Here is a 14,234-nt window from a genome sequence, read left to right on the forward strand (position 1 = left end):
GGATTTTCTTATGAAGCGCTTTTTAGGCTTGGCTGCTCTCGCAGCAACGGTTCTGGGGCACAGTTACACGGCACAAGCGGCCGGTATCGAGTTTGGGGTAGGGCATACAAGCCAATCGAGCATGACCTATCGCCTGGGTTTGAAGTCCGATTGGGACAAGAGCTGGCTACAAAGTGATGTCGGTCGCCTGACCGGCTATTGGGACGGTGCTTACACGTTCTGGGATGGCAAGAAGTCATCCAGCAGTAACAGCCTGTCGTTCTCCCCTGTATTTGTGTACGAATTTGCCGGCGAAACGGTGAAGCCTTACATCGAAGCAGGGATCGGCATGGCGTTGTTCTCCAAGACCGAAGTGGAAGAGCAAAAGCTGGGCACCGCGTTCCAGTTTGAAGACCGCATTGGTGTTGGCCTGCGTTTCAACGGTGGTCATGAAGTCGGGATTCGTGCGACGCATTACTCCAACGCCGGGCTTTCCAGTACCAATGACGGGGTTGAGAGCTACGCCCTGCATTACACAATGCCGCTGTAACCTCAGCGATACGCGGTGGCAATGCCTTGACGCTCGTTGAGGCATTCAACCTCACCCATTTCGAACTCGCGGCAAATCAGCGGACGCTTTTCGTAAATGGTGCACATCATGGTGTTGCGGTCCAGGGCTGCACACCAGCCATCGTCCAGGCGCAACATCACTTCGCCTCCCCAGTCATCGGTATCGATAAAACGCTCGGGCACACCCGTGTCGGTGATCAGCATCACTTCGAGCTGGCAACAGCACGCCGCGCAGGTCGAGCACGTGACGGCGGGTTCGGTTATTTCAGTCAACGGGATGGTGGTCATAGGCGCGCAGTGTAAGGCAGTGCCGCATCAAGGTGTGAAACAGCTGACAGCTGCACCTATCCGGCCGGGTGAGAAAATTTACCTGCCAGCCATTGCAGGGTTGGGAACAACGCCCCCCAAACAACCCCCAGCCCGATCAGGGTAGGCCACAGGCCCAATGGAAACGCCACGGCGTCCAGGCGCTGCCCTGCATAGTACGAAATCGGACCTGCCACGGCGCCCAGCACTGCGCAAAGCCAGAGCGGTTTCGCGGTCCACGCCAGGCAATGATTCAAGGTAGTGGCCAACAGGGCCCACAGCAGCATCAGCCAGAACGGGATGATCTTTCCTGGACTGTCGAATGCAAACACGCCCACGTTCAACAGAACGCTGTCGATGACGCTGCCCAGCACGCACACCAGCAGCACCAGGCGGATGTCAGCTTTTATCCACAGCACTTGAATAACCAAGGCCGCGCCTGCCAGCAGGAGCCAGGCGCTGTGGCCGCCCAGCACGCAGGCAAACCAGCCGACCTGAAACAGCGCGGCGTTGGCCAGCGTCTTGTTAAGCATCGAGTCGGCCCAACAGCGGTTCGAGAGTGGCGCCCGGTTTGGCCAGCAGCAATTGCGCGGTGCCAATGCTGCGCTCCAGAAAGCCGCCTTCGCAGTAGCACAAGTAAAACTCCCACAGCCTCAGGAAGTATTCGTCGTAGCCCAACTCAGTCAAACGGCCATGGGCGCGTCGAAAATTCTCGCGCCACAGGTGCAGGGTTTTGGCGTAATGCAGGCCGAAGTCTTCCATGTGCATCAAGTTCATGTCGGTGTCCTGGCCGACAATTTCGAGCATCTTCTGCACGCTGGGCAAAGCGCCGCCGGGGAAAATGTAGCGCTGGATAAAATCCACACTGCGTTTTGCCTGCTCATAGCGTTGTTCGCGGATGGTGATGGCTTGCAGCAGCATCAAGCCGTGGGGTTTGAGCAAGTGGGAACACTGTTTGAAATAGCTGGGCAAAAAGCGGTGACCGACTGCTTCGATCATTTCGATGGACACCAGCTTGTCGTACTGCCCTGTCAGATCACGGTAATCCTCAAGCAGCAATGTCACTTGATCTTGTAGGCCAAGTGCATGGATGCGCGCGAGGGTGTAGTCGTACTGCTCCTTGGACAAGGTCGTGGTGGTGACTTTGCACCCGTATTGCTGAGCGGCAAACAACGCCATGCTGCCCCAGCCCGTGCCGATTTCCAGCAAATGGTCGTCGGCAGTCAGCCCGAGTTTCTGACAGATACGCGCCAATTTATTGAGCTGCGCCTGCTCCAGCGTGTCGTCGGGCGTAAGGAACTGGGCGGCGGAATACATCATGGTCGGGTCGAGAAACTGCTCGAACATCTCATTGCCCAGATCGTAGTGCGCGGCAATGTTTTTCTGCGAACCCTTGCGCGTGTTGCGATTGATCCAGTGCAGGCCCCGAATGAATGGGCGGCTCAGACGCGCCAGTCCTCCTTCCATGGCATCCAGCACTTCCATATTGCTGACCAGCACACGGATCACTTTTGTGAGGTCCGGGGAACTCCAGTAGCCATGGATAAAGGCTTCTCCGGCGCCAATCGAACCGTTGCTGGCGATCATGCCCCACACGCTGGCGTCGTGGATGTGAACCTCCGCCACAAGCCCCGCGCCATGGTCGCCGAATGTCCGGCGCTCGCCTTTTTCGACGACGGTCAGGTGGCCGTTTTTCAACTGGGCCAATTGGCGCATCACCCCGCGGCGCAATAGCGCGCTGGTCAGATTATGGGTACTCGACGATGACGATTTGCTCACCAGGCTAGGGCTTTTCATGGCGTTGTTCCTTGTTATGCGCAGTAGCAATGCGAAAGGCGCCATCGGCGGCCTGATGGGAAAAAATCGGTGTGCGCTTGAGAAAAAGCCGCATGGCTTGCCAGTAAATCGCCACGCACGTCTTCGCCGTCATCCATGGGAACTGGCGCACATAGCGATGCAGTCCCGCACGGTCCAGCGACGTGCGTTGCAGATTGAGGGTGGCATCAAACAGTTTTAACTCACCTTGCCAGTCGGCCATGTGGACACCGAGGCGCGCGTCGGGCGCGCTGAAGCTCATGCGGTATTGCAGATCGCGCGGCAGAAACGGCGACACATGAAAAGCCTTGGCCACGGCGACGTGCTGAAAACCGTCACCTTGCGCCGGGAGAACATAGTGATAGCGCTCGCGCCAGGGCGTATTGGTCACTTCGCACAAGACAGCAGCCAAGGTGCCGTCAGCCTCAAAGCAGTAAAAAAAACTCACCGGGTTGAATGAAAGCCCCCAACTGCGCGGTTGCGTGAGCACGCGGATTGCGCCTTGCGGGGTGCGCCCCAACGCGATACCGACTTGTTGGCGCACCGCGTCGATCAGGCGCATGCCCGTCTGGGTGTACGTTTTCAGGTAATCGGTTTCACGGAAAGAGAAGGGCACCAGTCGGCTTTTTCCGGCCAAAGGGGAGAGGCCCACGACCGCCTCTTGTTCATCCAGGTCGAGATAAAGCAGCCCGATGCGGTAACGAAATGCATGGGCGGTGGGCGCGAAGCGCCGGTGGGCGATCCACCCGGTATACAGGGCGCTGTTCATAAGCGATGCCCGAAGGCGTTGGCCACACGCAGTGCGCTGACCACACCATCTTCATGGAAACCATTGGCCCAGTAGGCGCCGCAAAAATAGCTGTTGTTCGCGCCCAGCAGTTCTTGCCAGCGCGCTTGTGCGGCAATGCCCTGCAAACTGTATTGCGGGTGGGCATAGGTAAAGCTGGCCAGCACTGTTAGCGGGTCGATGGCTGAAGTTTGGTTAAGACTGACGCAGAACGTGGTCTCGCTCTGAATACCTTGCAGGATGTTCATGTTGTAGGTCACGGCAGCGCGTTTTTGTACGGCTGACCCCAGGCGATAATTCCAACTGGCCCAAGCGAGTTTTCGGTCAGGCAACAGGCGCGTATCGGTGTGCAGCACAACATCGTTGTCAGCGTAGGGCAGCGCGCCGAGGATTTCCTTTTCGGCCGTTGAGGGCTGGGCCAGCAAGGCGAGGGCCTGATCGCTGTGGCAGGCAAAAATCACTTTGTCGAATCGCTCAACACCGGCTGCCGTGTGGATCAGTACGCCTTGCTCGTAGCGCTCGACCTGAGTCACTGGGCAATTAAGGTGAATTCGATCAGCAAAGCCGGCACTCAGCGGTTTGACGTAAGCACTTGAGCCTCCTTCAATCACACGCCATTGCGGGCGATTACTGACGCTGAGCAGGCCGTGGTTCTTAAAGAAACGTACGAAAAATTGCAGGGGAAACGTCAGCATGTCGGCCAGTGACATGGACCAGATGGCGGCGCCCATCGGCACGATGTAGTGCTCAATGAAACGTTCGCCATAGCCGCGCTGTTGCAAATAGTCGCCGAGCCGGGTGTCAGCAGCGATACGCTGCTCGTCCAGGTCGCGGACGGCTTCGCGGTTAAAACGCAAAATGTCGCGCAACATGCCCCAAAAAGCAGGCGACAGCAGATTGCCGCGCTGGGCAAACAGGCTGTTGAGCGTATTGCCGTTGTATTCAAGCCGCGTGTCCGTATCGTGCACGGAGAAGCTCATTTCAGTGGCGTTGGAGCGCACCCCCAGTTGGTCCATCAGTTTGATGAAATTGGGATAGGTCCAATCGTTGAAAACGATGAATCCCGTGTCGACCGCATAGGATTGCCCGTTGACGTCAACAGTGACGGTATGGGTGTGGCCTCCGACCCAGTCGCTGGCTTCAAACACCGTGATGTCGTGGGTCTTGTGCAGTAAATAGCCACAGGTCAGGCCTGATATGCCGCTGCCGATAATCGCGATTTTCATGGGTGTGGTTGCTCGCCATTACGCGCAAGACGTTTGCCCAGCGCCACTTGCATGCGCTTGGGCAGGCTGGACAACAGGCGCAACAGCGCGATGAAAGGGGTTGGAAAGGCGATCTCCAGCGGGCGTTTCTCCAGACGCTGGGCAATATGGTTGGCTGCTTTGTCGGCAGACCAGCGCATGGGCATCGGAAAGTCATTTTTTTCAGTCAGCGGCGTGTCCACGAAGCCCGGGCTGACGAGGGTAACGTCCATCCCTTCATGGGCAAGATCCAGCCGCAGGGATTCCAGCAAGTAACGCAGCCCCGCCTTTGACGCGCCATAGGCGCCTGCCCGTGGCAGCGCCCAATAGGTGACGGAGCTCACAACGCCCACCAGATGTGGGCGCGAGCCGGCGCGCAGCAAGGGCAGCGCCGTCTCGATGCAATAACTGGTGGCCAATAAGTTGGTGCGTACGACGCGCTCGATCAGGGCGGCATCAAAGTGGTCGACGTCGATGTATTCGCAGGTGCCCGCATTGAGAATTACGGTGTCCAGCGCTCCCCAGGTCTGGGCAATGTGCATGCCGATCTCACGCACCTGAGCGCAGTCGGTCAAATCGCCGGGGACAACCAGAACTTGTCCGGGATAGCGCTCAGACAGGGCTGTAAGCGGTTGCGGGTTTCGTGCGCTGACGGCGAGCCGGGCGCCTGTTTCAAGCAGCACCTGAGCCAGATGCGCACCGATACCGCTGCTGGCTCCTGTGAGCCAGATTCTGCGCCCGTCAGTCATGACTCATCTCCAACATGTGCCTGGTAGGAAGATTTTTGAAGGCGCTGAGCGCGCGGTCGCGGCTTTGGCTCAAGTTCACGATAGGAGCAGGGTAGTTGACTGCGCCGAACAGGCCGCCCACTGAGGCCGGGTTATGCACCTGTTTTTTATTCAAATCAGCCAATTCGGGGAGCCAGTGTTTGATGAAGGTGCCTTCGGGATCGAAGCGCTCAGACTGACTCAACGGGTTGAAAATTCTGAAGTACGGGACGGAATCGGTACCGGTGGAAGAACTCCATTGCCAGCCGCCGTTGTTGGCTGCCAGATCGCCGTCAATCAAGTGCTGCATGAAAAAGCGTTCGCCTTCGCGCCAGTCAATCAGCAAGTTTTTGGTCAGGAACATCGCCACCACCATGCGCAGACGGTTGTGCATCCAGCCGGTTTCCAGCAGTTGGCGTATGGCGGCATCAATAATCGGGAAGCCGGTGCGGCCCTGTTTCCAGGCCGCCAACTCCTGAGGGGCCTCTCGCCACGGCAGAAATTCGGTCTCGGGGCGGAAGGCGCGATGCCGTGAGACGCGGGGGTAACCGACCAGAATGTGTTTATAAAACTCGCGCCACAGCAACTCGGTGATCCAGGTGGACGCGCCGGGGCTACCGCTTTCGAACTCGCCGTTGTTGCTCATGAGTGCTGCGTGCAGGCATTGACGCGGGGAAATTACGCCCGCCGCCAAGTAGGCGGAAAGCTGGCTGGTCCCCGGCTTGGCCGGCAGGTCGCGCTCATCCTTGTAATAGTGGATGTGTTCATCAGCGAAGCGCGCCAGGCGTGTTTGGGCTTCTTGCTCTCCGGCGGGCCACAGCGCACGCAGCGCGTCATCGGGCGTGGCAAACCCGTCGACTGCAGCAGGCACCGGGTCGCTTTGGATATTCAAGGGCGCTTGAACCGCAGGGGCGGCGAGTGTCTGCGGCAGGGCCATGTGCAAACGGTTGTAACAGACTCGGCGGAATTGGCTGAACACCTGAAAGTACGAGCCCGACTGGGTGAGGATGCTGCCCGGTTGAAACAGCAGTTGGTCGAGGTAGCTGTGGAAGGCGATGCCGTGGGCTTCGAGGGTTTGAGCCACCGCCGTATCGCGGCGGGTTTCATTGATGCCGTATTCCTGATTGGTGTGCAACGCTTGAATGCCTTGCTCTTGGCACAGCGTGAGGAGCACTGAAGGGACGTCTTCCCACGTGGCGGCGGTGCGAATCAAAAGAGGAATATTGAGCTGGCGCAAACGCTCGCTCAAGGTATGCACGTTGCGCAACCAGAAGTCGACTTTGCAGGCCGCGTCATCGTGCATCAGCCATTGTTGCGGGCTGATCACATAGACCGCCAGTGTGGGGCCACGCTCTGCGGCGGCGCTCAGGGCGGTGTTGTCCATGTGACGCAGGTCGCTTCGTAGCCAAAAAAGTTGCATGTCAGTTCCTTGAGCCCCTTGCAGAGCGTTACAAAAGCCCGAGTTGGTTGAGACGTAGATGCGCTTCGACGGGGTCGTTGGCCAGGCACAGCCCTGCGATCTCGGTTGTGCTAACGGACAACACGTCGTAATGAATGCGTACCGCCGGACCGGCAATCAACGTCGGGCACTCGATGCCGTTGAGTAATTTGTTCAATGCCTGGGTGTTAATGGTCTTGCTGGAATACAGCACCACCGCACGCGGCTCCAGCCGCTCAACCGCCAGGCCCAGCTCGCCCACCGGCAAAGGCGCATCGAACATTTCAACCGGGCAATGACTGCTGCTGATCAGCAAGGCGGTGAGCCACAGCTGGGGTTCGAAGGGCAGGTCCGAGTGGTTAACCAGCAGCACGGGCTCGCCTTTGAGCGAACGGTTGTTGTGATAAATGCGCGCGCCCAGCTTGCTGCGCAGCCAGGTGTGAAAGAACACCCGCTCCAGTTGGGCGCCGAACTGCCCTTGCCAGCGCTGTTCCAGCTCATCGAGCAGCGGCATCAACAGTCGCTCGCACAAGGGGCGTGTGGGGTAGAGCGACATGACTTGGTTGAAGCAATCATCGAGGCGGCGCTCGGCCAATTCACTGATGGCTTCAATCAGGGTATGACGCCAAACCTGCCAGTCGCTGCCGGGTGCTTCGTCAGACGGACCGGGAGCATCAAGCAATGGCTTGATTTGGCTGACAGCCACGCCGCGGTTGAGCCACAGCACAATCTGCTGGATCCGCTGAATATGCTCTGTGGAAAACAGCCGATGCCCCTTGGCGGTGCGATGGGGGACGATCAATCCGTAGCGACGCTCCCAGGCGCGCAAGGTCACTGCGTTGACCCCCGTAATACGCGAAACATCACGTATGGGCAGCCAACCTTGTGCCAGTGCCTGGCTGTAGTCCGTATCAGGTGTGTTGGACATAATCAGGTCGTCGTTCATGGTCAGATGGCATTGCGCAGGCTGAGGTTTTCCGGGTGCGGCTGCAGGTACACCTGACGCGAGATGTAGGGGTCCGGGTGCTGACGGAAGTGGTGCTTGAGCAGGGTCAGCGGCACCACTAACGGCACGATGCCCTGCAAGTATTGGCCAATGATCTGCTGGATCTCTTGCTTGTCGGCACTGCTGATGGATTGTTTGAGGTAGCCGCTCAGGTGTTGCAGCACATTGGTGTGCGTGCGGCGGGTGGCACATCGTTTGAGGGCTTTCATCAGCTCGCTGAAGTACTGCGGTGCAATAGCGCGCGGGTCTTGTTTGCCAAGGCTGCCCAGTAAATTGCCCAGGGTTTTGTACTGGACCGGATGGTTTGCCATCAGTTGATATTTATACCGGGCATGGAACTCAGTCAGGCTGCGCCGTGTGATGCCTTGTTTGAGCAGCGCTTGCCAGTCCCGGTAGGCGTAGACCCGGGTCATGAAGTTCTCGCGCAATACCGGGTCATTTAAACGACCGTCTTCTTCCACCGGCAGGTTGGGGTGCGCGTCACAGAAGGCGCGGGCGTATATGCCGCGGCCACTGAGTTCGGCCGGGCGGCCACCGTCCTGATAGACCTTGACCCGCTCCAGCCCGCAGGACGGGGACTTCTGCATAAAAATGTAGCCACAGATGTCGGTGTGTTCGGCCGCCATGTCCACCCCGTAGTCATGCAGGGGGCCGGTGACGTCCAGCGCGCTGTCGACACTGCCGACGGCCAGGGGCTGTTGCGGGTTGCCAATCAGACGGATGGGTTGACGGGGAATGCCAAGACCGATGGCGACCTCGGGGCACAGCGGCACAAATTCGAAATGTTCACTCAGGGCCTGGCTGCATAGGCGCGACTCTTTATGGCCGCCGTTAAAGCGAACTTCAGCTCCCAGCAGGCAGGCGCTGATGGCGATTTTCGGTTTGTCATGAGCTGAGACGGCGCTGGCCATGTGATGAACCTCCAAGAATTACTTGTACATCTTTTGTTTGATGTACAACTTAAGGTCATCATAGGCTTGATCTTGTACAAGTAAAATAGCTTGTACAGGTATTGGGTGTTTATGGGGGTATCGCATCCCGAGTAGGCTGCCCACGCCAAGGCCGTGTAGGCAGACGCCGCACGAGGCGGCGTCCGGGGAGCGTGTCCTGCGGGGCGTTATTCCAAATGCTCAAGCAACTTGCGGGCGGCGTCCTGGCCGCTGAGCCAGGCACCTTCGACCCGGCCAGACAAACACCAGTCGCCGCAGGCATATAAGCCCAGGTCTGAGTCTGCCAAAGCGCCCCATTCATGGGCCGTGGCGGGTCGTGCATAGAGCCAGCGGTGGGCCAGCGTAAAAATCGGGGCCGGTGTGGGGAAGTGCATCAGCTCGGCAAAGGCGCCGTGCAGTTGCTCAATGACCGCTTCTTTGGGCAGGTCGAGGTTTTGTCGGCTCCAGGCGCTGGTGGCATGCAGCACCCAGGTGTCGGGCTGGTTGTCACGGCCCGGTTTGCTGCTGTTGCGTGCCAGCCAGTCCAGCGGGCTGTCTTGTACAAAACAGCCATCCATTTTGGTCGCCAGAGGGGTTTCAAAGGCCAGCGCCAAGGCCCACGTGGGGTCCATCTTCACGCTGGCCACCATGCTGGCCAATTTAGGGGCCACGGCCAGTAACGCCGTGGCCTGTGGCGCGGGAGTCGCGATGATCACATGGCTGAAGGGGCCATGATCCTGACCGTCTGCGTCTTGCAGGTGCCAGTGTGCCTCACCCTTGATCAGGTCGGTGATCCGGCAGGAAAAGGTCACGTGGGATTTGCCCAGCAGGCCGCGGGTGATCGCACTCATGCGCGGGCTGCCGACCCAGCGCGTTTGCTCGTCGGGGGAGGGAGTCAGCTGGCCATGTTTGTGGTTGTACAGATGCGGTTCCCATTCACTGGCCCAGCCTTTGGCTTGCCAGCGTTGCACTTCTTCGACGAAACGTCGATCGCGGGCAGTGAAGTACTGCGCGCCCATGTCCAGGTTGCCCGCTTCACTGCGTTTGCTGGACATACGGCCACCGCTGCCCCTGCTTTTATCGAACAGGTGCACCGTGTGACCTGCTGTTTGAAGGGCGTGCGCTGCTGAAAGACCGGCAATGCCGGTGCCGATGATTGCGATGGGTACAGTCATAGTGGCCTCGATTCCTGTTTGCACAGACTACGCCGACGGTAATACCTGTACAAATCTATTTATTGGTATAAGTTTTAGCGTGCTCGCTGGGTCCATCTGGCCTATTCTTATACACAGCCGACGGCGCGACGAATTGGGGCTTTCTCTAAAAATAGACCAGTGCTTGCGATAAAACTTCCTGCGAGGTTGAACAGATGCACATATTGCTGACAGGCGGTACAGGCTTGATAGGGCGCCAGCTTTGTCGTCACTGGTTGGCCCAAGGTCATCGTTTGACGGTGTGGAGCAGACGCCCCGCGCAGGTGAGTGAACGCTGTGGAACAGGCGTCAGGGGCATCGCCACGCTCGAAGAGCTGGGGCAGGACCCCGTGGATGCCGTGATCAATTTGGCGGGGGCACCGATTGCGGATCGGCCCTGGACGCGCAAGCGCAAGATGTTGCTCTGGAGCAGTCGGATCACCCTGACCGAAACCCTGCTGGCATGGCTCGAAAGCCGCGAGCAGAAGCCTTCAGTGCTGGTTTCCGGGTCGGCAGTGGGGTGGTATGGGGATGGCGGTGAGCGCGAGTTGACCGAAGACGCCGCGCCGGTCAGTGAAGATTTTGCCAGTCACCTGTGCATCGCCTGGGAAGAGACCGCGCTGCGTGCGCAGGCACTGGGGATACGTGTGGTGTTGGTGCGCACCGGGTTGGTGTTGTCAGCCGAGGGCGGCTTTTTGTCACGCCTGTTGCTGCCCTTCAAGCTGGCGCTCGGCGGGCCGATAGGCAATGGTCGGCAATGGATGCCCTGGATTCATATCCAGGACCAAATCGCCCTGATTGATTTTCTTGTGCATGAGAATGCGGCAACCGGTCCTTATAATGCCTGCGCCCCGCACCCGGTGCGTAACGCCGAGTTCGCCAAAACCCTTGGCCGCGTGCTGCATCGCCCGGCCGTGATGCCCATGCCCGCGTTTGTATTGCGCGTATTGCTGGGTGAAATGTCGCAGTTGTTATTGGGCGGGCAGCGGGCGACCCCCGCACGCTTGCTCGAAGCCGGTTTCACTTTTCAGTTCACCGATTTGCGAGCGGCACTCGATGATGTGTCCGCCCGCCTCTGAAATAGGATGTTGCATGACCGACCACGCGCTGTTGCTGGTAAACCTGGGTTCACCGGCGTCTACGTCGGTAGCGGATGTTCGCAGCTACTTGAACCAGTTTTTGATGGACCCGTACGTGATCGACTTGCCATGGCCGGTTCGACGCTTGCTGGTGTCGCTGATCCTGATCAAACGCCCCGAGCAGTCGGCGCATGCCTACGCGTCAATCTGGTGGGATGAAGGTTCACCGTTGGTGGTGCTCAGCCGTCGTTTGCAGCAGGCCATGACCCGCGAGTGGAAGCAGGGGCCGGTGGAATTGGCGATGCGCTATGGCGAGCCGTCCATTGAAACCGTGCTGACCCGGCTGGCCGCTCAGGGCATCAAGAAGGTCACCCTTGCGCCGCTCTACCCGCAATTTGCGGACAGCACCGTGACCACGGTGATTGAAGAAGCCAAGCGGGTGGTCAAGGCTAAAAAGCTGCCGATTCAGTTCTCAATCCTGCAGCCGTTTTATGACCAGCCCGAGTATTTGGAAGCGATGGTGGCCAGTGCCAAACCGCATCTGGCGCAGGAATACGACCACCTGCTGCTGAGCTTCCACGGTTTGCCCGAGCGGCACCTGCACAAGCTCGACCCGACCGGTAATCACTGTTTCAAAAATGAAGACTGCTGCCAAAACGCGTCCCCTGCGGTGATGGCTACCTGCTATCGCGCGCAATGCCTGCGTACCGCTGAGTTGTTTGCGCAGCGAATGGGCTTGCCGGATGGTAAGTGGTCGGTGGCTTTTCAGTCCCGTTTGGGGCGCGCGAAGTGGATCGAACCCTATACCGAAGCGCGACTGGATGCGCTGGCCAAAGAGGGCGTGAAGAAAATTCTGGTGATGTGCCCAGCCTTTGTCGCCGACTGCATCGAGACGCTGGAAGAGATTGGCGATCGCGGTCGCGAGCAGTTTATCGAGGCGGGGGGCGAGGAGTTGGTGCTGGTGCCGTGCCTCAACGACAACCCTGAATGGGCGGCTGCGTTGAATACGTTATGCGAAAGGGCGCCGCTGGCGCTGTGAAATAAAAAACCCTCTCCCGAGGGGAGAGGGTTGCAGGTGACGCAGGCCGGTTTAGATAATCGGCTCGTCACCTTTTTTCTTTTTCCAACTGTCGTTACCCGGCAGGAGCAGGTTCAGCGCTATCGCCACAATGGCGCACAGCGCGATGCCCTTGAGACCGAAGTCTTCAGGTCCCATCCCGGTGCCGATCAGCACACCGCCAATACCGAACACCAACGTGACCGAAACAATCACCAGGTTGCGTGCCTCGCTCAGGTCGACCTGATGACGGATCAGGGTGTTCATCCCCACCGCCGCAATCGAGCCGAACAGCAGGCACAAAATCCCGCCCATGACCGGCACTGGAATGCTTTGCAGCAGTGCGCCGAACTTGCCGATAAATGCCAGGCTGATGGCAAAGATGGCCGCCCAGGTCATGATTTTCGGGTTGTAGTTCTTGGTCAGCATCACGGCGCCCGTCACTTCGGCGTAGGTGGTGTTGGGTGGGCCGCCCAGCAGGCCGGCAGCCGTGGTGGCAATACCGTCACCGAACAGGGTGCGGTGCAGGCCGGGCTTTTTCAGGTAGTCGCGACCGGTCACGCTGCCCACGGCAATCACGCCGCCAATGTGCTCAATGGCCGGGGCCAATGCCACCGGGACGATAAACAGAATCGCCTGCCAGTTGAACTCCGGCGCCGTGAACTGCGGCAAGGCAAACCAGGGGGCTGCGGCAATTTTGGCCGTGTCGACCACGCCAAAATAGAAGGCCAGGGCAAACCCCACCAACACACCGGCAATGATCGGAACCAGACGGAAAATCCCTTTACCGAACACCGCCACGATCAGGGTGGTCAGCAAGGCTGGCATCGAGATCATCATGGCGGTCTGGTAGTGGATCAGCTCGGTGCCGTCTTCAGCGCGGCCCATGGCCATGTGCGCGGCAATCGGTGCCATCGCCAGACCGATGGAGATAATCACCGGGCCAATGACCACGGGCGGGAGCAGGCGATCAATGAAACCGGTGCCCTTGAGCTTTACCGCGAAACCGAGAAAGGTGTACACGAAACCGGCTGCCATCACGCCGCCCATGGTCGCCGCCAGGCCGAATTGACCCTTGGCGAGAATGATCGGGGTAATGAAAGCGAAACTCGAAGCCAGAAAGACCGGCACCTGGCGCCGGGTCACGATCTGGAACAGCAGAGTCCCGAGACCCGCCGTGAACAGCGCAACGTTAGGGTCCAGGCCTGTAATCAAAGGCATCAACACCAACGCGCCAAAGGCCACGAAGAGCATCTGCGCGCCAGAGAGGATCTGGCGCCAGAGCGGGTCGTTGAACTCGTCCTGCATGTTATGCGTCCTTTTGCTTGGTGCCGAAGATCTTGTCGCCGGCATCGCCCAAGCCCGGAATGATGTAGCCGTGTTCGTCCAGACGGTTATCGATGGACGCTGTGTAGATGGTGACGTCCGGGTGAGCGGCTTCTACCGCAGCGATCCCTTCGGGGGCGGCAACCAGCACCATGGCGCGGATCTCTTTGCAGCCGGCTTTTTTCAGCAGGTCAATGGTTGCAACCATCGAAGAACCGGTGGCCAGCATCGGGTCGATGATCATCGCCAGACGCTCGTCGATTTCCGGTACGAGTTTTTCCAGATAAGTGTGGGCCTGCAGGGTTTCTTCGTTACGGGCAACGCCGACGGCGCTGACTTTGGCGCCCGGGATCAGGCTCAGCACACCTTCGAGCATGCCGATGCCGGCGCGCAGGATAGGCACGACAGTAATTTTCTTACCGGCGATTTTCTCAACGTGAACAGGGCCGCTCCAGCCTTCAATCTCGTAGGTTTCGAGCGTCAGGTCGCTGGTGGCTTCATAGGTCAGCAACGCGCCGACTTCCTGAGCGAGCTCGCGGAAGTTCTTCGTGCTAATGTCGGCACGGCGCATAAGGCCGAGCTTGTGACGGATCAGCGGATGGCGGATCTCACGGATAGGCATAGGGAAAAGCTCCGGGGGCAGGCAAAAAAACCGGCCTAGATTAATCTAATCCGGGGTGATGTCCTATAGACATAACAGCACGTTAGTCCATAAATGCTTGATCTGAGCCATGCGGA

Annotated in this window: 15 protein-coding genes; 3 read left to right on the top strand and 12 right to left on the bottom strand. The window is 58.9% G+C overall.

Features of this window, described 5'->3' with window-relative positions:
• The first annotated feature begins 10 nt into the window (after positions 1 to 10).
• Positions 11 to 529, top strand: coding sequence for an acyloxyacyl hydrolase (locus TU74_RS05760; protein ID WP_047273325.1), 519 nt, complete (start codon positions 11 to 13; stop codon positions 527 to 529).
• 2 nt (positions 530 to 531) lie between these two features.
• On the opposite strand, the gene TU74_RS05765 is transcribed toward TU74_RS05760, so the two are convergent.
• The 10 genes from TU74_RS05765 to TU74_RS05810 all read right to left on the bottom strand — a co-directional run bounded on the left by TU74_RS05765 (position 532) and on the right by TU74_RS05810 (position 10,016).
• A complete protein-coding gene (locus tag TU74_RS05765) occupies positions 532 to 837 on the bottom strand; it encodes a YkgJ family cysteine cluster protein (RefSeq protein WP_047273326.1) in 306 nt (101 codons plus the stop codon).
• 56 nt (positions 838 to 893) lie between these two features.
• A complete protein-coding gene (locus TU74_RS05770; protein ID WP_048375555.1) occupies positions 894 to 1,388 on the bottom strand; it encodes a DUF2878 domain-containing protein in 495 nt (164 codons plus the stop codon).
• Entirely contained in the window at positions 1,381 to 2,652 is a 1,272-nt protein-coding gene (locus tag TU74_RS05775) for an SAM-dependent methyltransferase (RefSeq protein WP_047273328.1), read from the bottom strand. Before TU74_RS05775 ends, TU74_RS05770 begins: the two co-directional genes overlap by 8 nt.
• Positions 2,639 to 3,439: a DUF1365 domain-containing protein gene (locus TU74_RS05780; RefSeq protein WP_048375557.1), complete on the bottom strand. Its 801-nt coding sequence runs from the start codon at positions 3,437 to 3,439 to the stop codon at positions 2,639 to 2,641. The genes TU74_RS05775 and TU74_RS05780 overlap by 14 nt, the downstream gene beginning before the upstream one ends.
• A complete protein-coding gene (locus TU74_RS05785) occupies positions 3,436 to 4,683 on the bottom strand; it encodes an NAD(P)/FAD-dependent oxidoreductase (protein ID WP_047280030.1) in 1,248 nt (415 codons plus the stop codon). The genes TU74_RS05780 and TU74_RS05785 overlap by 4 nt, the downstream gene beginning before the upstream one ends.
• A complete protein-coding gene (locus tag TU74_RS05790) occupies positions 4,680 to 5,450 on the bottom strand; it encodes an SDR family NAD(P)-dependent oxidoreductase (protein WP_047280031.1) in 771 nt (256 codons plus the stop codon). Before TU74_RS05790 ends, TU74_RS05785 begins: the two co-directional genes overlap by 4 nt.
• The gene (phrB, locus tag TU74_RS05795) at positions 5,443 to 6,888 is read right to left on the bottom strand and encodes a deoxyribodipyrimidine photo-lyase (RefSeq protein WP_047280032.1); all 1,446 of its coding nucleotides are present in this window, start codon (positions 6,886 to 6,888) and stop codon (positions 5,443 to 5,445) included. Before phrB ends, TU74_RS05790 begins: the two co-directional genes overlap by 8 nt.
• A gap of 28 nt (positions 6,889 to 6,916) precedes the next feature.
• Complete coding sequence (locus TU74_RS05800; RefSeq protein WP_047273333.1) at positions 6,917 to 7,852, bottom strand: MerR family transcriptional regulator; 936 nt, start codon at positions 7,850 to 7,852, stop codon at positions 6,917 to 6,919.
• Between the two features lie 2 nt (positions 7,853 to 7,854).
• Complete coding sequence (locus tag TU74_RS05805) at positions 7,855 to 8,823, bottom strand: YbgA family protein (RefSeq protein ID WP_047273334.1); 969 nt, start codon at positions 8,821 to 8,823, stop codon at positions 7,855 to 7,857.
• A 206-nt stretch (positions 8,824 to 9,029) separates the two neighbouring features.
• Positions 9,030 to 10,016 (bottom strand): NAD(P)/FAD-dependent oxidoreductase, encoded by a 987-nt coding sequence (locus TU74_RS05810; protein ID WP_047273335.1) that lies wholly within the window; start codon positions 10,014 to 10,016, stop codon positions 9,030 to 9,032.
• 194 nt (positions 10,017 to 10,210) lie between these two features.
• Between TU74_RS05810 and TU74_RS05815 the strand changes: the two genes are divergently transcribed.
• Together TU74_RS05815 and hemH are read left to right on the top strand one after the other, a co-directional pair.
• The gene (locus TU74_RS05815; protein ID WP_047280033.1) at positions 10,211 to 11,113 is read left to right on the top strand and encodes a TIGR01777 family oxidoreductase; all 903 of its coding nucleotides are present in this window, start codon (positions 10,211 to 10,213) and stop codon (positions 11,111 to 11,113) included.
• A 13-nt stretch (positions 11,114 to 11,126) separates the two neighbouring features.
• Positions 11,127 to 12,152 (top strand): ferrochelatase, encoded by a 1,026-nt coding sequence (gene hemH / locus TU74_RS05820; protein ID WP_047273337.1) that lies wholly within the window; start codon positions 11,127 to 11,129, stop codon positions 12,150 to 12,152.
• 51 nt (positions 12,153 to 12,203) lie between these two features.
• Here the strand turns inward: hemH and TU74_RS05825 are convergent, their stop codons facing one another.
• Positions 12,204 to 13,478, bottom strand: coding sequence for a uracil-xanthine permease family protein (locus TU74_RS05825; protein WP_047273338.1), 1,275 nt, complete (start codon positions 13,476 to 13,478; stop codon positions 12,204 to 12,206).
• A gap of 1 nt (position 13,479) precedes the next feature.
• A complete protein-coding gene (gene upp, locus TU74_RS05830) occupies positions 13,480 to 14,118 on the bottom strand; it encodes a uracil phosphoribosyltransferase (RefSeq protein WP_047273339.1) in 639 nt (212 codons plus the stop codon).
• Positions 14,119 to 14,234 lie beyond the last annotated feature (116 nt).

It is taken from the genome of Pseudomonas lundensis (assembly GCF_001042985.1).
GTDB lineage: Bacteria > Pseudomonadota > Gammaproteobacteria > Pseudomonadales > Pseudomonadaceae > Aquipseudomonas > Aquipseudomonas lundensis.

What these genes read in the sequence shown, in the direction of transcription:
- TU74_RS05825 (WP_047273338.1), bottom strand. Translation starts at nt 13,478, where the DNA reads ATGCAGGACGAGTTCAACGACCCGCTCTGGCGCCAGATCCTCTCTGGC.
- hemH (WP_047273337.1), top strand. Translation starts at nt 11,127, where the DNA reads ATGACCGACCACGCGCTGTTGCTGGTAAACCTGGGTTCACCGGCGTCT.
- upp (WP_047273339.1), bottom strand. Translation starts at nt 14,118, where the DNA reads ATGCCTATCCGTGAGATCCGCCATCCGCTGATCCGTCACAAGCTCGGC.
- TU74_RS05790 (WP_047280031.1), bottom strand. Translation starts at nt 5,450, where the DNA reads ATGACTGACGGGCGCAGAATCTGGCTCACAGGAGCCAGCAGCGGTATC.
- TU74_RS05805 (WP_047273334.1), bottom strand. Translation starts at nt 8,823, where the DNA reads ATGGCCAGCGCCGTCTCAGCTCATGACAAACCGAAAATCGCCATCAGC.
- TU74_RS05815 (WP_047280033.1), top strand. Translation starts at nt 10,211, where the DNA reads ATGCACATATTGCTGACAGGCGGTACAGGCTTGATAGGGCGCCAGCTT.
- TU74_RS05765 (WP_047273326.1), bottom strand. Translation starts at nt 837, where the DNA reads ATGACCACCATCCCGTTGACTGAAATAACCGAACCCGCCGTCACGTGC.
- TU74_RS05785 (WP_047280030.1), bottom strand. Translation starts at nt 4,683, where the DNA reads ATGAAAATCGCGATTATCGGCAGCGGCATATCAGGCCTGACCTGTGGC.
- TU74_RS05770 (WP_048375555.1), bottom strand. Translation starts at nt 1,388, where the DNA reads ATGCTTAACAAGACGCTGGCCAACGCCGCGCTGTTTCAGGTCGGCTGG.
- TU74_RS05810 (WP_047273335.1), bottom strand. Translation starts at nt 10,016, where the DNA reads ATGACTGTACCCATCGCAATCATCGGCACCGGCATTGCCGGTCTTTCA.
- TU74_RS05780 (WP_048375557.1), bottom strand. Translation starts at nt 3,439, where the DNA reads ATGAACAGCGCCCTGTATACCGGGTGGATCGCCCACCGGCGCTTCGCG.
- TU74_RS05760 (WP_047273325.1), top strand. Translation starts at nt 11, where the DNA reads ATGAAGCGCTTTTTAGGCTTGGCTGCTCTCGCAGCAACGGTTCTGGGG.
- TU74_RS05775 (WP_047273328.1), bottom strand. Translation starts at nt 2,652, where the DNA reads ATGAAAAGCCCTAGCCTGGTGAGCAAATCGTCATCGTCGAGTACCCAT.
- phrB (WP_047280032.1), bottom strand. Translation starts at nt 6,888, where the DNA reads ATGCAACTTTTTTGGCTACGAAGCGACCTGCGTCACATGGACAACACC.
- TU74_RS05800 (WP_047273333.1), bottom strand. Translation starts at nt 7,852, where the DNA reads ATGAACGACGACCTGATTATGTCCAACACACCTGATACGGACTACAGC.